18 protein-coding genes and 2 pseudogenes are annotated in these 24,582 nt (G+C 51.7%); 10 read left to right on the forward strand and 10 right to left on the reverse strand.

What is annotated here, in order from left to right:
- Positions 1-44 precede the first annotated feature (44 nt).
- Together ACH0VJ_RS01800 and ACH0VJ_RS01805 are read right to left on the reverse strand one after the other, a co-directional pair.
- Positions 45-1,433 (reverse strand): NarK family nitrate/nitrite MFS transporter, encoded by a 1,389-nt coding sequence (locus tag ACH0VJ_RS01800; RefSeq protein ID WP_000198247.1) that lies wholly within the window; start codon positions 1,431-1,433, stop codon positions 45-47.
- Between the two features lie 213 nt (positions 1,434-1,646).
- Complete coding sequence (locus tag ACH0VJ_RS01805; protein ID WP_000121044.1) at positions 1,647-2,225, reverse strand: TetR family transcriptional regulator; 579 nt, start codon at positions 2,223-2,225, stop codon at positions 1,647-1,649.
- Between the two features lie 117 nt (positions 2,226-2,342).
- On the opposite strand from ACH0VJ_RS01805, the pseudogene smvA reads away from it, so the two are divergent.
- Positions 2,343-3,660, forward strand: a pseudogene (smvA, locus tag ACH0VJ_RS01810) (methyl viologen efflux MFS transporter SmvA); the annotation flags it as partial.
- Here smvA and ACH0VJ_RS01815 read toward each other — a convergent pair.
- The 4 genes and pseudogenes from ACH0VJ_RS01815 to yddG all read right to left on the reverse strand — a co-directional run.
- A pseudogene (locus tag ACH0VJ_RS01815) lies at positions 3,648-3,791 on the reverse strand (methyl viologen resistance protein SmvA); the annotation flags it as partial. The pseudogenes smvA and ACH0VJ_RS01815 sit on opposite strands and share 13 nt — an antisense overlap.
- Positions 3,792-3,854: 63 nt before the next feature.
- Positions 3,855-4,235 (reverse strand): GFA family protein, encoded by a 381-nt coding sequence (locus ACH0VJ_RS01820; RefSeq protein WP_077907593.1) that lies wholly within the window; start codon positions 4,233-4,235, stop codon positions 3,855-3,857.
- Between the two features lie 143 nt (positions 4,236-4,378).
- Complete coding sequence (gene ompD / locus ACH0VJ_RS01825) at positions 4,379-5,467, reverse strand: porin OmpD (protein ID WP_000769039.1); 1,089 nt, start codon at positions 5,465-5,467, stop codon at positions 4,379-4,381.
- Positions 5,468-5,990: 523 nt separating this feature from the next.
- Positions 5,991-6,872 (reverse strand): aromatic amino acid efflux DMT transporter YddG, encoded by an 882-nt coding sequence (gene yddG, locus ACH0VJ_RS01830; RefSeq protein WP_000203792.1) that lies wholly within the window; start codon positions 6,870-6,872, stop codon positions 5,991-5,993.
- Positions 6,873-7,149: 277 nt separating this feature from the next.
- On the opposite strand from yddG, the gene fdnG reads away from it, so the two are divergent.
- The 3 genes from fdnG to fdnI are packed head-to-tail and all read left to right on the forward strand — an operon-like array spanning position 7,150 to position 11,744.
- Positions 7,150-10,197 carry a formate dehydrogenase-N subunit alpha gene (gene fdnG, locus ACH0VJ_RS01835; RefSeq protein ID WP_001540039.1) on the forward strand — a complete coding sequence of 1,016 codons (3,048 nt, stop codon included), beginning with the start codon at positions 7,150-7,152 and terminating at the stop codon, positions 10,195-10,197.
- Between the two features lie 13 nt (positions 10,198-10,210).
- Positions 10,211-11,095, forward strand: a complete 885-nt coding sequence (gene fdxH / locus ACH0VJ_RS01840) for a formate dehydrogenase subunit beta (protein ID WP_000061599.1) — start codon at positions 10,211-10,213, stop codon at positions 11,093-11,095.
- Positions 11,088-11,744: a formate dehydrogenase-N subunit gamma gene (gene fdnI / locus ACH0VJ_RS01845; protein ID WP_000045657.1), complete on the forward strand. Its 657-nt coding sequence runs from the start codon at positions 11,088-11,090 to the stop codon at positions 11,742-11,744. The genes fdxH and fdnI overlap by 8 nt, the downstream gene beginning before the upstream one ends.
- A gap of 90 nt (positions 11,745-11,834) precedes the next feature.
- Here the strand turns inward: fdnI and adhP are convergent, their stop codons facing one another.
- From adhP to bdm, 4 genes are all read right to left on the reverse strand, one after another.
- Complete coding sequence (gene adhP, locus ACH0VJ_RS01850; protein ID WP_000642447.1) at positions 11,835-12,845, reverse strand: alcohol dehydrogenase AdhP; 1,011 nt, start codon at positions 12,843-12,845, stop codon at positions 11,835-11,837.
- A gap of 285 nt (positions 12,846-13,130) precedes the next feature.
- Complete coding sequence (locus ACH0VJ_RS01855; protein ID WP_000450511.1) at positions 13,131-14,828, reverse strand: NAD-dependent malic enzyme; 1,698 nt, start codon at positions 14,826-14,828, stop codon at positions 13,131-13,133.
- 176 nt (positions 14,829-15,004) lie between these two features.
- Positions 15,005-15,148 carry a stationary-phase-induced ribosome-associated protein gene (gene sra, locus ACH0VJ_RS01860; RefSeq protein ID WP_000841559.1) on the reverse strand — a complete coding sequence of 48 codons (144 nt, stop codon included), beginning with the start codon at positions 15,146-15,148 and terminating at the stop codon, positions 15,005-15,007.
- 94 nt (positions 15,149-15,242) lie between these two features.
- Positions 15,243-15,458: a biofilm-dependent modulation protein gene (gene bdm, locus ACH0VJ_RS01865; protein WP_000495700.1), complete on the reverse strand. Its 216-nt coding sequence runs from the start codon at positions 15,456-15,458 to the stop codon at positions 15,243-15,245.
- Between the two features lie 512 nt (positions 15,459-15,970).
- On the opposite strand from bdm, the gene ACH0VJ_RS01870 reads away from it, so the two are divergent.
- The 6 genes from ACH0VJ_RS01870 to glgX all read left to right on the forward strand — a co-directional run bounded on the left by ACH0VJ_RS01870 (position 15,971) and on the right by glgX (position 24,579).
- Entirely contained in the window at positions 15,971-16,402 is a 432-nt protein-coding gene (locus ACH0VJ_RS01870) for an OsmC family protein (RefSeq protein WP_000152297.1), read from the forward strand.
- A 349-nt stretch (positions 16,403-16,751) separates the two neighbouring features.
- The gene (hdeB, locus tag ACH0VJ_RS01875) at positions 16,752-17,081 is read left to right on the forward strand and encodes an acid-activated periplasmic chaperone HdeB (RefSeq protein ID WP_001032161.1); all 330 of its coding nucleotides are present in this window, start codon (positions 16,752-16,754) and stop codon (positions 17,079-17,081) included.
- Between the two features lie 142 nt (positions 17,082-17,223).
- On the forward strand, positions 17,224-18,009 hold the full coding sequence (locus ACH0VJ_RS01880; RefSeq protein ID WP_000698599.1) for an OBAP family protein: 786 nt from the start codon (positions 17,224-17,226) through the stop codon (positions 18,007-18,009).
- Positions 18,010-18,137: 128 nt separating this feature from the next.
- Positions 18,138-19,922, forward strand: a complete 1,785-nt coding sequence (gene treZ / locus ACH0VJ_RS01885) for a malto-oligosyltrehalose trehalohydrolase (RefSeq protein WP_000095541.1) — start codon at positions 18,138-18,140, stop codon at positions 19,920-19,922.
- A complete protein-coding gene (gene treY / locus ACH0VJ_RS01890) occupies positions 19,919-22,447 on the forward strand; it encodes a malto-oligosyltrehalose synthase (protein ID WP_000613141.1) in 2,529 nt (842 codons plus the stop codon). Before treZ ends, treY begins: the two co-directional genes overlap by 4 nt.
- A gap of 56 nt (positions 22,448-22,503) precedes the next feature.
- On the forward strand, positions 22,504-24,579 hold the full coding sequence (glgX, locus tag ACH0VJ_RS01895; protein ID WP_000210594.1) for a glycogen debranching protein GlgX: 2,076 nt from the start codon (positions 22,504-22,506) through the stop codon (positions 24,577-24,579).
- Positions 24,580-24,582 lie beyond the last annotated feature (3 nt).

Genomic DNA, 24,582 nt, shown 5'->3' on the forward strand with positions numbered 1-24,582 from the left:
CGTTAAACCATTGCCGGATGGCCGTCCTACAGGTGTGTATGTTGTTATTGTTGTTTAGGCTTACGACGCCCGTAGACCAGCCAGGTCAGCAGGACGCAAGCGAGGTAAAACAGCAAAAAGATTTTCATGGCGCCCACCGGCGAGCCGGTCAAGGCCAAAGAGGTGCCAAACGCTTTTGGAATAAAGAAGCCGCCCACAGCGCCAATAGCGGAGATAAAACCGAGCGCGGCGGCGGTATCCGTCACCGCTTCGCGCTGCGCCTGCTCATCGCTCCCGCCGCGCAGTTTGACGTTGTAGAGCGTGATCTGACGGAAGATCACCGCAATCATCTGGAAGGTAGAACCGCTGCCGAGACCCGCTGTCAAAAACAGGCCCATAAAAACAAGATAGAACGCGCTAAAGCTGCCTGCGCCGGAGCCTGGCAGCGTGAGGAATAGCAGGGCGGTAAACAGCGCCATAAAGATAAAATTAATGAGCGTTACGCGAACGCCGCCGAATTTATCGGAGATCACGCCGCCTGCCGATCGCGCCAGCGCGCCGATAAAGGGGCCAAAGAACGCCAGTTGCAGAATGTTTACGTCGGGAAATTGCGTTTTGGCGAGCATGGCGAAACCTGCGGAAAAGCCGATGAATGACCCGAATGTCGCCAGGTACAGCAGGCTAAGCAGCCACAGGTGCAGACGTTTTAGCACCGGCAATTGCGAGGCGACAGACGCTTTTGAACTGCCGATATCGTTCATACCAAACCAGGCGGCAAGCGTCGCGACAGCCAGTAACGGCACCCAGATCCAGGCGGCGTTAGTGAGGGCGAGCAGGGAGCCATCAGGCTGCGGCACGCCCTGGACGCCTAAAAAAGTAAATATCGGCAGAAAAATAACCAGCGGCGCAATCAACTGCATCACACTGACGCCAAGATTTCCCAGTCCGCCGTTAATACCCAACGCGCTACCTTGTCTGGCTTTTGGAAAGAAAAAACTGATGTTGCCCATACTGGACGCGAAGTTTGCCCCCGCAAAACCGCACAACAGAGCGATGAGCATAAATACCCCGAAAGGGGTGGCGGGATTTTGCACGGCGAATCCCAGCCAGGCGCAGGGAATAATCAATATTACGGTACTTAATATGGTCCATTTACGGCCACCAAACAGTGGCACCATAAAGGAGTAGGGGACGCGTAATATTGCGCCGGAAAGAGAAGGTAATGCGGTTAATAAAAAGAGTTGGTCGGTGGTAAAATTAAATCCAATTTTATTGAGGTTGACGGCAACAGCGCTAAACAACATCCAGACGCAAAATGCCAGGAGCAAACAACTTACTGAAATCCATAAGTTTCTTCTGGCGATGCCTTTCCCTTTATTCTCCCAGAAGGCTGGATTTTCGGGTCGCCAGTCACTCAAGAGATAACGGTTATAATTCTCGTTTTGTCGTGTCATTTTACCCCTCACATGCGCATATCATTTGAAAAAAACACAAAAAAGAGACAGAGCGTCACGCGCTCTTTTGAGAACTTATTGAAGTTTTTTTAGAATATTGAGTGAAAGAATAGATAAAAAACCAGGCCAGCGCGGCGCGAAGAGGAGATATAATGTTTCTTAATTGTTACTATTTGTAAACTAAAAGTGATTTTTATTAAATTATTTGTAACTTTACGCAAAGAGTTCAAGCGTAATCATACGATCCAGATGGTATTTAAACGCGGGATCGGCCATTTCCGGAATACCCAGCACATACATACCGTCCAGCCCGCACACCAGTGCGATAAGCCGCCAGGCGATATCCGTGGCGTTAGCAGTAAACGTAAATTCTCCTGCCTGTTTGCCCTGCTCGATAATTGTGACCGTTTCCTCATGCCACATCTGCATCGTGAGGAGATAAGCATCTCTGATGTGCGGATCCCGATCGGCCAGAATTTGCGCCTCTCGCCACAATTTTATGTAAGGCTCAAAGCCGCCGTCTTCGCTACCCAACATAGCGTGAAGCCGTGCACGCCAGGTGGCAGGCGGCGGAACTTGCCCGGCATCAAGCAGGGTACGGATCAAATGGACAAAGGCCAGCGCTTTGAGCTCACCCGCCGAGCTGAAGTGGTGATGCACCTGTCCGGCGGCGACATCGGCTTCTGATGCGATTCGTCGCACCGTCATGGCGGCAAACCCCTCTGCCAGCGCCACGCGCATCGCCGCTTGCAGGATCACTTCGCGGCGTTCATCCCGGTTAAGGTAACTCATATTTTCCCCACATTAGCCAATGCGCGCAGTGTAACAAAAAGCTGGACATTCGTTCAACTTACCGTAGGATCCTGAAACTGGACAAGCGTCCAAATTTGAGTTTTTGAAGGGAGAGTTATGTTTCGTCAGTGGTTAACGTTAGTCATTATTGTGCTGGTCTATATTCCTGTCGCCATTGATGCCACGGTCTTGCATGTCGCCGCGCCGACACTGAGTATGACACTGGGGGCCAGCGGCAACGAGCTGCTGTGGATCATTGATATTTATTCTTTGGTCATGGCTGGCATGGTGTTGCCGATGGGCGCACTTGGCGATCGTATCGGTTTTAAACGCCTGCTGATGCTGGGCGGGACGCTCTTTGGCCTGGCGTCATTGGCGGCAGCGTTTTCGCATACCGCCAGTTGGCTTATCGCCACCAGGGTATTACTGGCTATTGGCGCGGCGATGATTGTACCGGCGACGCTGGCCGGAATACGCGCTACCTTTTGTGAAGAGAAGCATCGCAACATGGCGCTGGGCGTCTGGGCAGCGGTAGGTTCGGGCGGAGCGGCGTTTGGGCCGCTCATCGGCGGCATATTATTAGAGCATTTTTACTGGGGATCGGTTTTCCTGATCAACGTGCCGATTGTGCTGGTCGTCATGGGCTTAACCGCCCGCTATGTTCCTCGCCAGGCGGGCCGTCGCGATCAACCGCTCAATCTTGGCCATGCGGTGATGCTGATTATTGCCATTTTGCTGTTGGTCTATAGCGCTAAAACCGCGCTGAAAGGGCATCTGTCGCTGTGGGTCATCTCGCTTACCCTGCTTACCGGCGCGCTGCTCCTGGGACTCTTTATCCGCACACAGCTTGCGACATCGCGTCCGATGATTGATATGCGACTATTTACCCATCGCATTATCCTGAGCGGCGTCGTGATGGCGATGACCGCGATGATCACTCTGGTGGGCTTTGAGCTGCTGATGGCGCAAGAGCTACAGTTTGTTCACGGGCTATCGCCTTATGAGGCCGGGGTATTTATGCTGCCGGTGATGGTCGCCAGTGGATTCAGCGGGCCAATTGCGGGCGCGCTGGTCTCGCGTCTGGGACTACGGCTGGTCGCGACGGGCGGCATGGCGTTAAGCGCGCTGAGTTTTTATGGCCTGGCGATGACGGATTTCAGCACCCAGCAATGGCAGGCCTGGGGGCTGATGGCGCTGCTGGGATTTAGCGCCGCCAGCGCATTGCTGGCTTCCACGTCGGCAATTATGGCCGCTGCGCCGGCAGAAAAAGCGGCGGCGGCCGGCGCGATAGAAACGATGGCTTATGAACTGGGCGCGGGACTGGGCATTGCCATTTTCGGTCTGTTGTTAAGCCGTAGCTTCTCCGCGTCTATCCGTCTGCCTGCCGGGCTTGAGGCGCAAGAGATTGCCAGAGCGTCATCTTCAATGGGAGATCCCTACCGCCAGCAAAAGAAGCATACTCCCGGCGCTGCTTAACGCCACGCTATGCGACCAGATAAAGGCATGTCTGGCGGCGTCCAGTATTGCCTGCCCCTGCGTGGGCGGCAGGCTATTCGCCAACTGCACGGGATGTGGTTCAGCCTGGCAAAAGCCCAACGCCGATAACATAACGCCTGATGAGATAAGCGCTTAATGCGCTAGCTGGCAGGGGGAGTCCATTTCCTCAACCTCTTTACCGCTGAGGCGTGCGTATTGCCCCGTCAGTCGCCAGAAGGCAGGCTGGGTTTCGGTATAGATTTCCGCAGCCAGAATCAGCCGACGGCGATCAACTTCGTTCAGTTCCAGTAAGGTCCAGGGAATAAAATAGCGATCGGTATCGGTAAGCCGAAACCACAGCGGACACCCGCAGCCGGAACAGAAGTAGCGTTCGCCGCGCGAAGAGGATGAAAAGTATGGCGGTTCCGGGGCAAGGGGGGCTAGCTGTGGTTGCCCGCAGGCTTCCAGATACATGGCTATTCCACCCGACCATTTTTGACACAGCGTACAATGGCAGGCATAGACATCCAGCATTTCGACGTCAACGGTAAAATGGCTCTGTCCGCAAAGACAACGACCAGTGAACGTCTGCACGGCATACTCCTTATGACCGAGTCTACATCAAGAGAAAAAGCCAGCCCTGAAAGGACTGGCTTTGTATTCAGACTACAACAAAATTAGAACTGGTAGTTCAGACCAACAGCAACGATGTTGTCGGTAGACACTTTAGCCGCTTTGGTGAAGTCGCTGTCGTCCAGCAGGTTGATTTTGTAATCAACGAAGGTGGACATGTTTTTGTTGAAGTAGTAGGTAGCACCGACATCGATGTACTCAACCAGATCCTGGTCACCGTAAGTACCCAGGTTTTTACCTTTGGATTTCAGGTAAGCGATGGACGGACGCAGACCGAAGTCGAACTGATACTGAGCAACTGCTTCAAAGTTCTGGGTTTTATTCGCGATAAACGCATCACCCGCTGCATCTTCACCAAAGGTGGTCATGTTCAGCGTTTCGGAGTAGGTGGTCGCCAGGTAGATGTTGTTCGCATCATATTTCAGACCAGCAGCCCAGACTTCAGCGTTTTTACCCGCAGCATTCAGGTTGCTCGCTGCTTTCACCTGGTTGTTAGTACGGTCAGACTTCGCATAGGCCGCACCTACGCCAAAACCTTCGTACTCATACGTTGCGGACAGACCGAAACCGTCGCCGTTAGACTCGTACGCGCCTTCACGGTCGTTTTTGCCCTGGTACTGCGCGGCAAAGTTCAGACCTTCAACCAGGCCAAAGAAGTCAGTGTTACGGTAGGTGGCAACACCAGTAGTACGGCCAGTCATGAAGACGTCAGTCTGAGTCCAGGTATCGCCACCGAACTCTGGCAGAACGTCGGTCCATGCGCCGATGTCGTAAGCAACGCCGTAGTTACGACCGTAGTCGAAAGAACCGTAGTCAGCGAATTTCAGACCAGCAAACGCCAGACGGGTTTTGTCTTTGTCAGCGCCCTGGCTTTCAGTACGGTTGCCTTTGAATTCATATTCCCACTGGCCAAAACCGGTTAACTGATCGTTGATCTGCGTTTCGCCTTTAAAGCCCAGACGCGCGTAAGTTTTGTCACCATCACTTCCGTTATCATCAGAGAAATAATGCTGAGCGTGAACTTTACCGTACAGATCCAGTTTATTGCCGTCTTTGTTATATACCTCGGCTGCATTTACAACGCCTGCTGCCAACAGGGAAGTCACTGCCACTGCCACTAACTTAAGTTTCATTTTAATAATCCTTATAATTTTCTTAGCGTGTTTCCTCAACCATTGTTAAACGAGGCGTTTGTCAATGGCAGACTATTTTTAAATGACGGAGTGGCATAAGTTCAATAATAAGTTTCATAAGATTACAAATTATTTTAATTTGTGTGATCGAGATCTCCTTAATACATTTGAGAGTATTAATTCAAATAGGGACTGTCTAATAAGATATATTTTCGGAGGGGACTATTGGGCTGTTTATGGTTTTATTTTTGGTAGTAACGACTGATTATTATATGCACTAATACAGTTGCCAGCTAGCGTTAATTATATATTTGTTAATATGATTATATCATTGCATTAACATATTTAACGATTTTATAAAATCCATTTTTATCAGCGCAATCCTGGTATGGCGCAGGGGGAGCACGTGAAAATGAAAAATCGTCAAATACACACAGGCGATAGATAAAAGCGTAGTTGTGTTATGAAGAGTGTCAAGGTGCAGCGGGTCGATTTAATATCAACATCGGCCCGCCCGTCGCTATTAGCGCCGCCGCGTTGCCAGCCAACAAAGTAGTGAACCTACGCAAACCATGACTGCGCCTTGCCAGAAGGAGAATGACAGTGGTGAGCTGAGTAACAGCGCTGCCAGAGCAGAGGACATGACGGGGGTAAAATAAGACCCTACGGCCATGATAGTCACATTGCCATGAAGTATGCCCACATTCCATGCGGCGTAGGCAAACCCCAACGTTAATGCCGCGGTAAAAAGTTTAGCAATCACCGGTAGGCTAAATATCATGGCAGGTTGCGGCGTAAGAAAATAGTGGAACCACAGCGCCACGGCGGTGAGTAACACAAAGACGGTGATACCGTTAAAACCACGCGCATATTTATTTGTGACGGTGCAGTATGTCGCCCATATAAACGCCCCAAGAAATTCCAGGAAATAACTTAGCGGACTGGTGGCGACATTGCTGATAATTTCTCCGGGATTAAGACCATTCTCGCCCCCCAGAACCCAGCAAACGCCAGTAAGTGCAATAAGCAATCCAGGAACAATAAGCCAGTTAGTTTTTTGCCCATTAAAAAGAATGGCAAACAGAATAGTCAGGCTGGGCCATAAATAGTTAACCATGCCGACTTCGATAGCCTGATGGCGAGTGGCGGCATAACCGAGAGAAAGCGCCAGGCATATTTCATAACTGACAAACAGTACGCTGCCTGCGATGAGGTATCGCCCCGGGAAACGGCGGATATCAGGTAATCCGACGGTAAAAATTAGCAGCAGGCCGCTTAATGAATAGATCATGGCTGCGCCGCCTACCGGTCCAAGACCTTCGCTGACGCCGCGAATTAACCCAACCATCGTGCTCCACAGAACGATGGCAACAAGCCCTATTAGCGTTGCTTTTTGTGATGTCATGCTTTGTGACTGTCCTGAATACCGCGCAAAATAAACTGCCACTTATAGCACTTTTTCCGAGGGCGATGCCATGCAGTGTCATTTTTTAGTACCTCCCTGGAGTTATTGCGGTTTAAAAATAGGGCTATTTAATAGCGGAACCGTTTCAATATTGATTTGACGCAAAAAAGTTATCGATTTTGCTGTTAGTTTCCTCGCGAAGTTATACACGCATCCTGGGCTGAGGTTTTGCTGCAGTTCGAAGGAGGCGTGCATCCGTGGAAAAAAGAGGAAAGCAATGGACGTCAGCCGCAGACAATTTTTTAAAATCTGCGCGGGCGGTATGGCGGGAACAACGGTGGCCGCACTGGGTTTTACCCCTAAAATGGCCCTGGCTCAGGCGCGAAACTATAAGCTGTTGCGCGCAAAAGAGATCCGTAACTCCTGCACATACTGTTCCGTAGGTTGCGGGCTATTAATGTATAGCCTGGGTGATGGGGCAAAAAACGCGAAAGAAGCGATTTACCATATTGAAGGCGACCCGGATCATCCGGTAAGCCGTGGCGCGCTGTGCCCGAAAGGGGCCGGTTTGCTGGACTATGTTCACAGTGAAGATCGCCTACGCTATCCGGAATACCGCGCGCCGGGTTCCGACAAGTGGCAGCGCATTAGCTGGGATGACGCTTTCACTCGTATTGCTAAATTAATGAAAGCCGACCGCGACGCCAACTTTATTGAAAAGAATGAGCAGGGCGTCACGGTTAACCGCTGGCTCTCTACCGGAATGCTGTGCGCCTCGGCGGCCAGCAATGAAACGGGTATGCTGACGCAGAAGTTTGCGCGTTCTCTCGGTATGCTGGCGGTAGATAACCAGGCGCGCGTCTGACACGGACCAACGGTAGCAAGTCTTGCTCCAACATTTGGTCGCGGTGCGATGACCAACCACTGGGTGGATATTAAAAACGCCAACGTCGTGATGGTGATGGGCGGCAATGCCGCAGAAGCGCATCCGGTGGGTTTCCGCTGGGCGATGGAAGCGAAAAACAACAACGATGCGACGCTGATCGTCGTTGATCCACGCTTTACGCGTACGGCGTCGGTGGCGGATATCTATGCGCCAATACGTTCCGGTACAGACATTACCTTTCTGTCCGGCGTTTTGCTGTACCTGATCGAAAATAACAAAATCAACGCTGAATACGTTAAGCATTACACCAACGCCAGCCTGCTGGTGCGGGAAGACTTTACGTTCGAAGACGGTCTTTTCAGCGGCTATGACGCCCAAAAGCGTCAGTACGATAAATCCTCCTGGAACTACCAGTTCGATGAAAACGGCTATGCCAAACGTGATGAAACGTTGACGCACCCACGCTGTGTGTGGAATCTGCTGAAGCAGCACGTTTCGCGCTACACGCCGGACGTCGTGGAAAACATCTGCGGTACGCCGAAAGCGGATTTCCTGAAGGTGTGTGAGGTGTTGGCCTCTACCAGCGCGCCGGATCGCACTACCACCTTCCTGTATGCGCTGGGCTGGACGCAACATACCGTCGGGGCGCAGAACATCCGTACTATGGCGATGATCCAGTTGCTGCTCGGCAATATGGGGATGGCTGGCGGCGGTGTGAACGCCTTGCGCGGCCACTCTAATATTCAGGGTTTAACGGATTTAGGACTGCTCTCCACCAGCCTGCCGGGCTACCTGACGCTGCCATCGGAAAAACAGGCCGATCTGCAAACTTATCTGGCAGCGAATACCCCCAAAGCGACGCTGGCCGATCAGGTCAACTACTGGGGTAATTATCCTAAGTTCTTCGTCAGTCTGATGAAATCTTTCTATGGCGATGCGGCGCAGAAAGAGAATGACTGGGGCTTTGCCTGGCTGCCTAAGTGGGATCAGTCCTATGACGTGATCAAATATTTCAACATGATGGATAGCGGGAAAGTCACCGGCTATTTCTGTCAGGGCTTTAACCCGGTGGCGTCCTTCCCGGACAAAAACAAAGTGGTGCAAAGCTTAAGCAAACTGAAGTATCTGGTCGTTATCGATCCGCTGGTGACTGAAACGTCAACGTTCTGGCAGAACCACGGCGAATCTAATGATGTCGATCCGACAACGATCCAGACCGAAGTCTTCCGTCTGCCGTCTACCTGTTTTGCGGAAGAGGATGGCTCTATCGCTAACTCCGGTCGCTGGTTACAGTGGCACTGGAAAGGTCAGGACGCGCCGGGCGAAGCGCGTAACGACGGCGAGATTCTGGCCGGTATTTACCATCGTCTGCGTGAAATGTATCGCGCAGAAGGCGGTAAAGGCGCCGAACCACTATTGAAGATGAGCTGGAACTACAAGCAGCCGGATGAACCGCATTCGGAAGAAGTGGCGAAAGAGAACAACGGCTATGCGCTGGAAGATCTCTATGACGCCAACGGTACACTGCTTGCCAGGAAAGGCCAGTTGTTGAGCAGTTTTGCATTACTGCGCGATGACGGTACGACATCCTCCTCCTGCTGGATTTATACCGGTAGCTGGACGGAGCAGGGCAACCAGATGTCCAGACGTGATAACGCCGACCCGTCAGGGCTTGGCAATACACTGGGTTGGGCGTGGGCGTGGCCGCTAAACCGTCGCGTATTGTATAACCGCGCTTCGGCGGATCCGCAGGGTAAACCGTGGGATCCAAAACGGATGCTGATCCAGTGGAACGGCGCGAAGTGGACAGGGAACGATATTCCGGACTTTAACAACGCGGCGCCGGGGAGCGGGACCAATCCGTTTATCATGCAGCCGGAAGGGCTGGGACGTCTGTTTGCTATTGATAAAATGGCGGAAGGGCCGTTCCCTGAACACTACGAGCCGATGGAAACGCCGCTGGGCACTAACCCGCTGCACCCGAATGTGGTCTCGAACCCGGCGGCGCGTCTGTATGAAGAAGATGCGCTGCGCATGGGTAAGAAGGAGCAGTTTCCGTACGTGGGCACGACTTACCGTCTCACAGAGCATTTCCATACCTGGACCAAACATGCGCTACTTAACGCTATCGCTCAGCCGGAACAGTTTGTGGAGATCAGTGAGACGCTGGCGGCAGCGAAAGGTATCGCTAACGGCGACTATGTGAAGGTGAGCAGTAAACGCGGGTTTATTCGCGCGGTCGCGGTGGTAACTCGTCGTCTTCGCACCCTGCATGTCAACGGTCAGCAGGTTGAAACGGTGGGGATCCCGATTCACTGGGGCTTTGAGGGTGTCGCGCGCAAAGGCTATATCGCCAATACTCTGACGCCAAATGTCGGTGATGCCAACTCGCAAACGCCGGAATACAAAGCGTTTTTAGTTAACATCGAGAAGGCGTAAGGGAGGCGAACATATGTCTATGGAAACGCAGGACATTATTAAACGGTCCGCAACAAACGCCATCACGCCGCCTCCGCAGGCGCGTGATTACAAAGCTGAAGTCGCGAAACTGATCGACGTCTCCTCCTGTGTCGGCTGTAAAGCCTGCCAGGTAGCCTGTTCTGAATGGAACGATATTCGCGATAACGTTGGCCATTGTGTCGGGGTGTACGATAACCCTGCCGATCTCAGCGCCAAGTCCTGGACGGTGATGCGCTTTACCGAAACCGAGCAGAACGGCAAGCTGGAGTGGCTGATCCGTAAAGATGGTTGTATGCACTGTGAAGATCCAGGCTGTCTTAAAGCCTGTCCATCTGCCGGGGCTATCATCCAGTACGCGAACGGGATTGTTGATTTTCAATCTGAACACTGTATCGGCTGTGGTTACTGTATCGCCGGGTGTCCGTTTAATATTCCGCGCCTCAACAAAGAGGACAACCGCGTTTATAAATGTACGCTCTGCGTCGATCGCGTCAGCGTGGGCCAGGAACCGGCCTGCGTCAAAACTTGTCCGACCGGGGCTATTCACTTCGGCACCAAAAAAGAGATGCTGGAACTGGGTGAGCAACGCGTGGAGAAGTTAAAGGCGCGCGGCTTTGAACATGCCGGTATCTACAACCCGCAGGGCGTTGGCGGTACGCACGTCATGTATGTGCTGCACCATGCCAATCAGCCGGAGTTGTACCACGGCTTGCCGAAAGATCCGCAGATCGATACCTCAATCAATCTGTGGAAAGGGGCGCTAAAACCGCTGGCCGCAGCGGGCTTTATCGCCACTTTCGCCGGTCTGATTTACCACTACATCGGTATTGGCCCGAATAAAGAAACGGACGACGATGAGGAGGATCATCATGAGTAAGTCGAAAATGATTGTGCGCACGAAATTTGTCGACCGCGCCTGTCACTGGACGGTGGTGATCTGCTTCTTCCTGGTAGCGCTGTCGGGGATTTCGTTTTTCTTCCCGACGCTACAATGGTTGACGCAAACTTTCGGCACGCCGCAGATGGGACGTATTTTGCACCCGTTCTTCGGTATTGCCATCTTCATCGCGCTGATGTTTATGTTCGTGCGTTTCGTCCACCACAACATCCCGGATAAAAAAGACATTCCGTGGCTGAAAAATATTGTCGAAGTATTGAAAGGCAATGAGCATAAGGTGGCGGATGTCGGCAAATACAATGCCGGACAGAAGATGATGTTCTGGTCCATTATGAGCATGATTTTTGTGCTGCTGGTGACTGGCGTGATTATCTGGCGTCCGTATTTCGCGCAGTATTTCCCCATGCAGGTGGTGCGTTATAGCCTGTTAATTCATGCGGCGGCGGGCATTATTTTAATGCACGCGATCCTCATCCATATGTATATGGCGTTTTGGGTGAAGGGCTCGATTAAAGGCATGATCGAAGGGAAGGTCAGCCGTCGCTGGGCGAAGAAACATCATCCACGCTGGTATCGTGAAATCGAGAAGGCGGAAGCAAAAAAAGAGAGCGAAGAAGGTATTCAGTAATTCTTTCGCAATCTGATAAACAAGGCGCTATCCTCGTAGCGCCTTGTTTTCATCTGCTGTCTGTATACTCAGACGACCACAGCAAATCGTTTAACGACGGAAATCGATGACCATACGGCCACGAATTTGTCCCTGTTCCATCTCTTTAAAAATAACATTGATATCTTCAAGCGGACGTAAAGCGACTTTTGGTACGACTTTTCCTTCCGCCGCGAACTGGAAGGCTTCGGTCAGATCCTGGCGTGTCCCCACCAACGAACCGACAACCTGAATGCCATCCAGCACCAAGCGAGGGATATCAAGGTTCATGGCTTCTGGCGGCAGCCCGACTGCCACCACGCGGCCTCCGGCGCGAACGGCATCTACTGCGGAATTAAACGCCGCCTTAGCGACCGCGGTAACCACCGCTGCGTGCGCGCCACCGGTTTTTTCCTGCACAATTTTAGCCGCATCTTCCGTACGTGAATTAATGGTCAGATCTGCGCCCATTTCCTCGGCCAGTTTCAGCTGTCCATCATTGACATCAATGGCGATCACTTTCGCATTGAAAACGTTTTTCGCGTACTGCAAGGCCAGATTACCCAGACCGCCCAGACCGTAGATGGCAATCCACTGGCCAGGTTTAATATGAGAAATCTTCACCGCTTTATAGGTGGTAACGCCCGCGCAGGTAATACTACTTGCCGCCGCAGAGTCCAAGCCTTCCGGTACTTTCACCGCATAATCCGCGACGACAATACACTCTTCGGCCATGCCGCCATCTACCGTGTAACCGGCATTTTTCACGTTGCGGCATAAGGTTTCATTGCCCGTATTGCAATACTCACAGTGTCCGCATCCTTCATAAAACCACGCGACACTCGCGCGATCGCCGGGTTTCAGCGAGGTGACACCAGGACCGACTTCCGCCACGACGCCAATGCCTTCGTGTCCCAGAATAACGCCGGTTTTGTCACCGAAATCGCCGTTTTTCACGTGTAGATCGGTATGGCATACGCCGCAGCACTCCATTTTTAGCAAAGCTTCACCGTGGCGAAGGGGACGCAGCGTTTTCTCAGTAACATCAACCTGATGATCTTGTGTGACAACAGCAGCTTTCATAACCTTCTCCTTTTATTAATAGTGAACTGCATAGCAGGTAAGTAATAGCAGGTAAGGCGCTATTACCTCTTTAGGATTAATATTTCTGATGAGTTATGCAAGGCGGCAGAAATACAATGTAATAGTTTAGCCAGGATTATCCTGATAAATCCCCGTTCAATACATAAAGGTGGCTAATATTAGTAGCTTGACAAATAAGCAGGGAAAGGAATTCAGGTGTGTCGACAGACTCACCAAAACTAAAGAAGAAAGTGATATCCGGCGGCATTCACCGCCGGGTACGTATTAAATGGAAGTCCGACGGTAGTCGCGGTATTCCGGTTTCCAGAAGTTATCGTCAATCGCCTGTTGCAGCGCTTCCGCAGAGGTTTTCACCGCTACGCCTTGTTGCTGCGCCATTTTACCTACGGCAAAAGCGATAGCGCGCGACACGACCTGGATGTCTTTAAGCGCTGGCAACACTAATCCTTCGCCGTTATTCACCAGCGGAGAATGTTTCGCCAGCGTCTCACTGGCTGACATCAGCATTTCATCAGTAATGCGCGATGCGCCGGAAGCGATAACCCCAAGTCCGATGCCGGGGAAAATATAGGCGTTATTACATTGTGCGATCGGATAAACCTTATCTTTCCAGATGACCGGCGAGAATGGGCTGCCGGTTGCCACCAGCGCGTTGCCTTCCGTCCAGGCGATAATGTCCTGTGGCGTGGCCTCCACGCGAGAGGTGGGATTAGAGAGCGGCATGACGATCGGGCGAGGGCAATGCTTATGCATCTCGCGGATGATCTCTTCAGTAAAGAGCCCGGTCTGGCCGGAAACCCCGATCAGAATATCCGGCTTCACGTTACGCACCACATCCAGCAGCGACAACACGTCATTTTCGGTATCCCAGTGCTGGAGATTGTCGCATTTCTGCACCAGTTTTGCCTGGAACGGCAATAAATTAGGCATCCGGTCCGTCAACAGGCCGAAGCGATCGACCATAAAAACGTTCTGTCGAGCGGCATCTTCGCTTAAACCTTCACGCTGAGTCTGCGCGATGATTTGTTCAGCAATCCCACATCCGGCGGAACCCGCGCCGAGGAAAACGATTTTCTGCTCGCTAAGCTGACTGCCGGCAGCGCGGCTGGCGGCGATCAACGTACCGACGGTCACGGCTGCGGTGCCCTGAATATCATCGTTAAAGGAGCAAATCTCATCACGATAGCGCGTCAACAGCGGCATTGCGTTTTTCTGCGCGAAATCTTCAAACTGTAGCAGGATATCTGGCCAGCGCTGCTTAACGGCCTGAATAAACTCATCGACAAACGCATAATACTCATCGTCGGTAATGCGCGGATGACGCCAGCCCATGTAAAGCGGATCGTTGAGTAACTGTTGATTGTTGGTGCCGACATCCAGCACAACGGGAAGGGTATAGGCCGGACTAATGCCGCCGCAGGCGGTGTATAATGACAGCTTACCGATAGGGATCCCCATCCCGCCGATGCCCTGATCGCCAAGCCCCAGAATCCGCTCGCCATCCGTCACCACAATAACTTTAATGTTGTGGTTAGGCACATTCTGCAAAATGTCGTCCATATTGTGACGGTTCGGATAAGAGATAAATACGCCGCGCGCCCGGCGATAAATCTCAGAGAAGCGCTCACAGGCCGCGCCCACGGTCGGGGTATAGATAACCGGCATCATCTCTTCAAGATGGTTTTGCACCAGTCGATAAAAGAGCGTTTCGTTGGTATCCTGGATGTTACGCAGGTAAATATGCTTATCGATTTCTGTTTTAAACCCCTGATACTGGAGCCAGGCGCGTTCGGCCTGTTCTTCAATCGACTCGACGACCTCTGGCAGCAGCCCTGACAAATTGAAGTTGCGGCGCTCTTCTACGCTAAAAGCGCTGCCTTTGTTTAACAGGGGGAATTCCAGCAATACAGGGCCAGCGTAAGGGATATAAAGGGAACGTGCTTTCTTGGTTGTAGTTTCCATGTTACTCACTCTTTTTCGAATAACTGTCCCTGGCACCGTCGTTTATCATCATATATTGCCTTCCACCAGGGAACCGACCCTGAGTATAAAGCATTGTGAGACGTTAAGGTCATTCCTATAAACAAAAACACCATTGCAGATGCAATGGTGTTTAACGTCATTTCAGGACTGTACGATTACTTTTGGCTGTCGGCGCGGCGCTTTCTGCCGGTTGGGTTATTCACCACGCTGCTGGTGTCGCCTTCAGTAACAACCTTACGCTGGTTGGAAATTCTGTAATCCAGTCCAAGTATATGACGAGCCTGACGGTTCGATTTCATGTTAACTCCTCAATCCTGTTGCTAGTTTTAAGGACAAATTCGCTTACGCGAAAGAAACGTAACCCCTAAGGTTGCCGATACAGCATAGCAGGTTCTACAGAGTCGGGTGCTGCCCGCTTACCACATAGTTGATGGTCTGCTGGTAGATGTCACTGAGGATGTCATTGTCGGAAGCCTCAACCCATTTGGTCAGCTCCATTAAAATATCATCTTCAGTGACAACGCCTAACTCCGCGCGTAATCCTTGTTCAATCGCGTTGACCAGGGCCGGTTGTGCTGCTGAGGTATTTGCTGAGTGATAAGTAAACATATAATGCCTCCGTGAACATGTATTTATTTAGTACGGCTCGCAGAAAATTAATTCGTATTCAGCATGGCAAATATTTTTGCGGCTGTGGTTAAGATTAGTCCTGGAGTTATTTTAACGCAAGGCGGAACTCTAATTGTTTACCCCTGAAGAAAATATATTACGTTTGCCAATTACATATCCTCATACAAATAGTGGTCAATTAATATACATTTAAAAGGCTACTTATTGTGATTTTTATCCTTTATTACAATGGGATAGGATAAATCTCAATATACATATAAAATATACATAATGGAATACGCCTCCAGAAGAAAAAGTAAGGACAAAAGGAGGGATATATTCTTTAAAGAAAGGGAGCCCTGTTGGTTTAATATTCATCACTGAAAAAGCATACAACTATTTTCTATATCTGAAGTGCGGGTAATCGACTACATGCTACCTCCATCGGCATGGACAACGCAGATTAGCAGCATGGTCTATACTTTATTTTTTGAGCCAACAGGAGAGCAAAAATGACAATCCATAAGAAAGGTCAGGCACACTGGGAAGGCGACATCAAACGGGGTAAAGGTACTGTATCAACAGAAAGCGGCGTGCTTAATCAACAACCGTATGGATTCAATACCCGGTTCGAAGGCGCGCAGGGAACCAACCCGGAAGAGTTAATTGGCGCCGCACATGCGGCCTGTTTCTCCATGGCGCTATCACTCATGCTGGGAGAGGCTGGATTTACGCCGACATCCATTGACACCACCGCTGACGTATCGCTTGATAAGGTGGAGGCGGGCTTCGCCATTACCAAAATTGCGCTACAAAGCAAAGTCGCGGTAGCAGATATTGATGCTTCAACTTTCGATCAAATCATCCAGAAAGCAAAAGCCGGGTGCCCGGTATCGCAGGTTCTGAATGCGGAAATCACCCTCGACTACCAGCTTAACGCCTGATAACCTCTCCAGCCCGGTAACGATGGGTTGATCGGGCTGATGAATATACATTCAGACGGAGGGCCCGCTCCCGGTCTATCTGAATGCCTGCCGCATTTCTATCACCTCAACGCGCCGTAGACCACGTCAGTGGCTATTGTCGTGGCCTACTTTTTCGCCCTAAAATCTGCTCGCCATGTTGCTTTATTCATCAAACATCAAAATCAGTCAACGTAAATATCAATAATAGCCATATCACGGAGGGTGATCTTTATTCCTGAGAGAGGAGGGGTATTATTTTCTGTGTTCTACATTAACGGGTTAACGCGCAGATGTAGAGGTTATTTATATAATTATTGGAGCAACAACAATGAATAAATTCTCCCTTGCTACAGCAGGTATTATCGTGGCAGCGCTGGTAACCAGTGTTAGCGTGAATGCGGCAACAGATACTACTAAAACAAACGTTACGCCTAAAGGTATGAGCTGCCAGGAGTTTGTTGACCTCAATCCGCAGACGATGGCGCCAGTCGCTTTCTGGGTGCTGAATGAAGATGAAGATTTTAAAGGCGGGGACTACGTAGATTTCCAGGAAACTGAGACGACAGCAGTGCCGCTAGCCGTTGAGCTTTGTAAGAAAAACCCGCAGAGTGAATTAAGCAAAATAAAAGACGAAATCAAGAAAGAACTCTCAAAATAAGAGTAAACTGATATCAAAACCCGGCCTGTGTGTCGGGTTTTACTATTTGTGACACCGTCACAAATAACATCTTCCATTTCTTCTACCAATCACGTGGTATTGCACTATTTTCATTAGAGCCCTTTCACTATATGGAGACCTAATGAAAATTTTACCGCTGGCACTCTTTATCATTCCTTTTCTGGCCGGATGTGGCGCCAATAATACGCCGCCGCAAACGCCTATTCCTGGGGAAAAAACCTCTGCCAAATTACGTACCCTGGAAACAGGCGCGGCGGCTATTCAATCCAGACCACCTGTCGATGCCATCAGTACCTACCTTGACGGGTTCCATTTTTATAGCGGTGATAAAAACGGACAGATGGAAGCGCACCATTACGTTACCGTCCTGAACGAAGATGTCATGCAGGCGGTGATTTACGACGGCAACACGAAAAACGCGCGCCTGATGGGGGTGGAGTACATTATCAGCGAACGTTTATTTAAAACGCTTCCTCCCGAGGAGAAAAAACTGTGGCACAGCCACCAGTACGAGGTGAAATCCGGTAGCCTGGTGGCGCCTGGCTTACCGCAGGTCGCTGATAAGGCGTTGATGAGTAAGATTGTTAATACTTATGGCAAGACCTGGCACACCTGGCATACCGACCGGGATAAAACCCTGCCAATGGGTATCCCTGCGCTGATGATGGGCTTTACTGGCGACGGGCAGCTTGACCCCGCGCTGCTGGCCGATCGGGATCGCCGTCTGGGAATTGATACCCGGGCCATTAAACGCGAGCGGCAGGATCTGCCTGAACATCCCGTTGTTAAGGGGGCTAACGCCTGGGAGCAGGGGGAGGTTATCCAGCTACAGCGTGTTCAGGGCTCTGGCGAACACGGGCGAGGCGATACCGCGCACTTCGGTACATCTGAGCAATCCCGACAATAATTCCACGATTTTACACGCAGATACGAAAAAGAATGCCTGTTAAGTGACAGTGTCACGTAAAGATTAGCCCCATAGTCTATGCTTGTTCTTCGGATGTTGTAGAGGTTATGGGTTAAACGGAGCGACAAATGAGTTCAAAAATTTTTTGCAAAAGCTGGGGGGCTGAATATATCGCCGCTGATGTTGTCCGCTTTCGTCTTTGGGCCACCGGTCAGCAAAAGGTTATGCTCAGGCTTGCGGGTAAAGACCAGGAAATGCAGGCGAGCGGTGACGGCTGGTTTACGCTGGACGTCTCCGGGGTGATGCCAGGTACGGAGTATAACTTTGTACTCAGCGATGGCATGGTGGTCCCCGATCCGGCTTCCCGCGCCCAAAAAACTGACGTCAACGGTCCGTCATATGTGGTTGATCCAGGCAGCTACACGTGGCGCAACACCGGGTGGAAAGGTAGCCGTTGGGAGCAGGCCGTGGTGTATGAGATGCATACAGGCACGTTCACTCCGGAAGGCACCTTCCGCGCCGCAATAGCGAAGCTGCCTTATCTCGCTGAACTCGGCGTTACCGTTATTGAAGTGATGCCCGTTGCGCAATTTGGCGGCGAGCGTGGCTGGGGCTATGACGGCGTACTGCTTTACGCGCCGCATTCTGCCTATGGGACGCCGGATGATTTCAAGGCGTTTATTGACGCCGCGCATGGGTATGGTCTTTCCGTCGTCCTGGATATTGTGCTGAACCATTTCGGCCCGGAAGGAAATTATTTACCGCTATTGGCACCGGCGTTTTTCCACAAAGAGCGCATGACGCCGTGGGGAAATGGTATCGCCTATGATGTCGACGCCGTGCGGCGCTATATCATCGAGGCGCCGTTATACTGGCTGACAGAATACCATCTCGACGGCTTACGCTTTGACGCTATCGATCAGATTGAGGACAGTAGCGCCAGGCATGTGCTGGTTGAAATCGCACAACGTATTCGGGAAGACATTACCGACAGACCCATTCATCTGACCACCGAAGATAGCCGCAATATTATTTCTCTGCATCCCCGAGATCAGGATGGCAATGCGCCGCTGTTTACCGCCGAATGGAATGACGATTTTCATAATGCCGTCCACGTTTTTGCGACCGGAGAGACCCAGGCCTACTACAACGATTTTGCTGATGCCCCGGAAAAACACCTCGCAAGAGCGCTGGCCGAAGGATTCGCTTATCAGGGAGAAATTTCACCGCAAACCGGCGAACCTCGCGGCGTAAAAAGTACCGGACAACCCCCGGTCACCTTTGTGGATTTTATTCAGAATCACGATCAGGTCGGTAACCGCGCCCAGGGCGACAGACTGATAACCCTGGCGGGCGCTGAACGAACAAAAGTATTGCTCGCCACGTTGCTGCTTTCACCGCATATTCCGCTGCTTTTTATGGGCGAAGAGTATGGCGAAAGCCGTCCTTTTCTTTTTTTTACCGATTTCCATGGGGATTTAGCCCGCGCCGTTCGTGAAGGTCGCGCAAAAGAGTTTGCCGATCATGCAGGGGAAAATGTTCCGGACCCGAATGCGCCAGAGACCTTTCAACGCTCAAAACTTAACTGGAAGCAACAGCACAGTGAAGAGGGTAAAGCGTGGCTGGCATTTACCCGCGAACTACTGCTTTTGCGCCAGAAGCATATCGTGCCGCTGTTGTCCGCTGCCCGTGAGAGCTCAGGAACGGTATTGCAAACCGCGCCCGGGTTTATTGCCGTTAGCTGGCGTTTTCCGGGAGGAACACTGTCACTGGCGCTGAATATTAGCGCCACGACGGTATTGCTGCCCGATTTACCGGGTAAGACTCTCTTCGCCTGGCCGAATGAATCCACCGGGTCGCTTTCCCAACATTCTCTTATTGTCCGCTTAGCCCAGGGAGAGTCTGCATCATGATCCCAACTGCAACATATCGCCTTCAGTTTCGCAATGGCATGACCTTCGACCGCGCTGCGGCGCTGGTGCCTTACCTTAAAAATCTGGGTATCAGCCATCTTTATGCCTCACCTATCTTTACCGCCACCAAAGCGTCAACGCATGGTTATGATGTCACCGATGCGAATGAGATTGAGCCTTCTATTGGCGGGCGCGAAGGATTTGAAAGACTGGTGGCCGAACTTAAAGCGCAAGGGCTGGGATTGATCATCGATATTGTGCCTAATCACATGGCCAGCTCGCTGGAAAACGCCTGGTGGCGCGACGTGCTTGAATATGGCAAGGAGAGCCGTTACGCGCGCCATTTCGATATTGACTGGTCGCGCCGACTGACGCTGCCTTTTTTAGGCGACACGTTTGACGCCGTGCTGGAAAACGGAGAAATTGCGATCAAGCCCGATCCCGCTACGGGTAAACCCGCGTTCGCCTATTATGATAACTATTATCCGCTTGCGCCGGCGACATGGCAGGGGCGCGAGGCCGAAATACTGGCGCTTACCGATAAAGCCGCTATTGCTGATTTGCATGAGCGCCAGCCGTGGAAATTAATGTCCTGGCGCGATGCCGCTCGCTCGCTTTCATATCGGCGTTTCTTTGAGGTCACAGGGCTGGTAGGAATGCGGGTGGAAGATAAAACCGTCTTCGACGATACACATCGGCTGATTCTGGAGCTGGTCAGAACGGGGGCGGTTGACGGTTTACGTATCGATCATATCGACGGCCTTGCCGATCCGAAAGCCTATCTTGCGCGTTTACGTCAGGAAGTGGGGCCGGCGTGCTATATCACCGTGGAAAAAATTCTCGCTAAAGGCGAGCAACTTCCTGATGACTGGCCGGTTTCCGGCACCACAGGCTATGAATTTATCGCCTCGCTGGCGGAGGTGCTGGTTGACGATGAGCAGATAGACAATCTGCGCCAGGCTTACGAGACCGTTAAAGGCGCGCCAGTGGATATGCGGGCGGAATTACGGGCGGCTAAATTGCTGATGGTCGATCGCAATTTCGAGGGGGAATTTACCCGGCTGCTCGCGCTTGCGCTGTCGATTGCCAGCGAGCTACAGATCGCACAGGAAGAGAGCGTCGTTCGGCAGGCGTTACGCGAGTTATTAATTGCCTTTCCCGTATATCGCACTTACGGCACGGCAGAAGGGCTACCGCCGACCGATATTTGCCTGTTACACCGTATTGTGGAACGGGTAAAAACGCTTGAAAACCCTCCGCAGCCAGAAGCGCTTACATTTCTGAGCCGTCTTCTTACCGGCGATGTTCCCGCCTCCAGCCAGGAGGAGGCGACACAGTTTCGCGTTCGGTTCCAGCAACTCACCGGTCCGCTGATGGCGAAATCGGTAGAGGATACGCTTTTCTTTCGTCAAAACATGGGACTGGCGTTAAATGAAGTCGGCGCCGAGCCCGTCACGCATCACTTCTCCATCGAACGCTTTCACCATGAGATGAAAACCCGACAGGCGCGACAGCCTGATGCGTTATCCGGTACGTCGACCCACGATACCAAGCGAGGCGAGGATGCGCGAGCACGGCTGTATACGCTTACCGAAGCGCCGGAGCAGTGGAGCGAATGCCTTGCCCGCTGGCGGCAGATGAACCAGACCCATGTCAAATTTTTGAATGATGGCACTGCGCCAAAATCGGCGGATACGTGGATGTTATATCAGGCGCTGACCGGCGTCTGGCCCCCGACGCTACAACCACAGGACGAAACAGGTTTAAACGCGCTGAAAACACGCTTTGAAGCCTTTGTGGAGAAAGCGCTACGCGAAGCGAAGCTGCGTACCGATTGGGTGGACAGTAATGAGGCTTACGAAACGGCAATGCTTGATTACGCCCGTTATTTACTGGCGCCGGATAACCAGACATTTTTGCAGGATTTTTATCGTTCCTTGCAACCCTTCATCCGCGCAGGGCTGGTTAACAGCCTGACGCAGACCGTTATCAAATTAACCGCGCCGGGAGTACCTGATATCTATCAGGGAAGCGAGGCGTTGAATTTTAGTCTTGTCGATCCCGACAACCGCCGCGAACCGGATTTCGCCACGCTGGCGCAGCAGTTAGACCAACTGACGCCGGGAGTTTTCTCGCGCGAAGAGAGTTGGCTGAACGGGCAGGTGAATCAGTATGTCACCGCTGCATTACTGCGTTTGCGTCAGCAGAATCATGAGCTCTTCCGTTTTGGCGACTATATACCGCTGCGGGCTGTTGGTCAGCGTGCCGACAAGGTCATCGCTTACGCCAGAGTCAATCATGATGATGCGCTGATTGTTGTTGCGCCCCGACTGGTGTTCGCCGAATGTGACGGCTTATTGCCACAATCGCATAGCGGTTTCTGGGCAGGAACCGACATTATTATACCCGGACAGCTTAATCAGCATCGTTATCGCAATGTGCTTACCCAGGAGAGGTTAATGCCTGGTGAACGCCTGTCGTTGGCCTCACATCAGGGCGGCGTACTGGTTTTAATGAGCGACTGAGTTTATGTGTTGATGTGCCGTGACAGGACAACGTTTACCGTGGGTGGAGAAAGAGAATGACAACAAACAGGGCTTTTGAAATCAGATCAGGATACAGCCATACGCTTGGCGCAAATTATGACGGCGAAGGCGTGAATTTCGCTATTTTTTCCGCCCATGCGGAACGCGTCGAGCTTTGTCTTTACGATCCGAGCGGGGAGCATGAAATCGCTCGTCTGGAGTTACCGGAATATACCGACGAAATATGGCACGGCTATGTCCCGAAGTTGCAGCCCGGCGCGCTGTATGGGTACCGCGTTTACGGTCCTTATGACCCGGAAAATGGTCATCGTTTTAACCCCAATAAGCTGCTTATTGACCCTTATGCCCGTGAGCTGGTGGGCGATATTCAGTGGAACGATGCGCATTTCGCGTATCAATTACTTCATGACGATAAAGATTTGACCTTTGATGACCAGGATAGCGCGCCATTTACGCCTAAATGCCGGGTGATTGATCCGGCTGAGGCTAACTGGGAGGATAGACAACGGCCTTCCATACCGTGGTCGAACGCCATTATTTATGAAACGCATGTAAAAGGCTTTACCCAGCTTAATTCCGCGATCCCTGAGCCTCTACGCGGTACGTTTGAGGGCATGGGACATAAAGCCAGCGTGGATTACATTAAAAGTCTGGGTATTACCTCCGTCGAGCTTTTACCCGTTCACTGGTTCCCGGACGATCAGCATCTGCTCGATAAAGGACTGAAAAATTTCTGGGGATACAACTCGCTGGGCTTTTTTGCGCCGGCGACGCGCTACTATGGTCCAAAAGGTATTCAGGGATTCCGCGATATGGTGCGCGCTTTCCATGATGCCGGCGTCGAAGTGATACTGGACGTGGTCTATAACCATACGGCAGAAGGGAATGAGCTTGGCCCCACGCTGTCATTTAAAGGTATCGATAACTTCTCTTACTATCGCACCATGCCCGATCAGCATCGCTATTACATTAACGATACAGGGACAGGTAATACCGTCAATACCTCTCATCCACGGGTACTGCAAATGGTGATGGATTCCCTTCGCTATTGGGCGGAGTCAATGCATGTCGACGGCTTTCGTTTTGATTTGGGCACCATTCTTGGTCGTGAGCCGGAAGGCTTTGATCAGAGAGGCGGCTTTTTTGATGCGGTAACGCAAGACCCGGTGCTGGCAAAACTGAAACTGATTGGCGAACCCTGGGATATCGGACCGGGCGGCTATCAGGTTGGCGGCTTTCCACCAGGGTGGGGCGAATGGAATGATAAATACCGCGATACGGTACGCGAATACTGGAAAGGTGACAACGTCACAAATGATTTCGCCGCACGCCTGCTGGGTTCCGGCGATCTCTATGATTTGCGCGGCCGTCGCCCCTGGTCAAGCGTTAACTTTATTACAGCCCATGACGGCTTCACGCTGAACGATCTGGTGTCTTATAACGACAAACATAATGAAGCCAATGGCGAAGATAATAATGACGGGCATAATGATAACCGCTCCTGTAACTATGGCGCAGAAGGGCCAACCGACGACGAGGGCATCAATGCGATACGCGAGCAACAGAAACGCAATTTCCTGACCACCTTGCTTTTCTCGCACGGCACGCCGATGTTATTAGCGGGCGATGAGTTTGGCCGCAGTCAGATGGGCAATAACAATGGCTACTGTCAGGACAGTGAAATATCGTGGGTCCACTGGGATAATTTGCCGGAAACCGCCAATGCGCTACGAGAGTTTACCCGTCATCTGATTCAACTGCGCGCCACGCAACCGTTGCTGCGCCGGGAGAGCTGGCGTGACGGTCTGGAGATCCGCTGGTTTAACGCCGGCGGAGGGGCGCAGCAATCCGAACAATGGGATGAGGGATCGACGATAGGCGTATGCATTAGTCGACCCGATCTACAGCCGGAAGCGGGGATCTGGCATGACGCCTTACTGCTTTTCAATCCGTTTGAAGGCAGCGTACCGTTCCGTATTCCGATGTGGGGAGAAGGCGGCTGGGTACTTGAACTGACGACTGCCGATAACGCGCAGCAGGGAATGCGGATTACCGAAGAAATGGATTTCGATCTGGCCGGGCGCAGCATCGTATTATTCAGACGCCCCTGATAG

It is taken from the genome of Salmonella sp. 2020_1459 (assembly GCF_043847915.1).
In the GTDB taxonomy this organism is placed as follows: Bacteria; Pseudomonadota; Gammaproteobacteria; order Enterobacterales; family Enterobacteriaceae; genus Salmonella; species Salmonella enterica.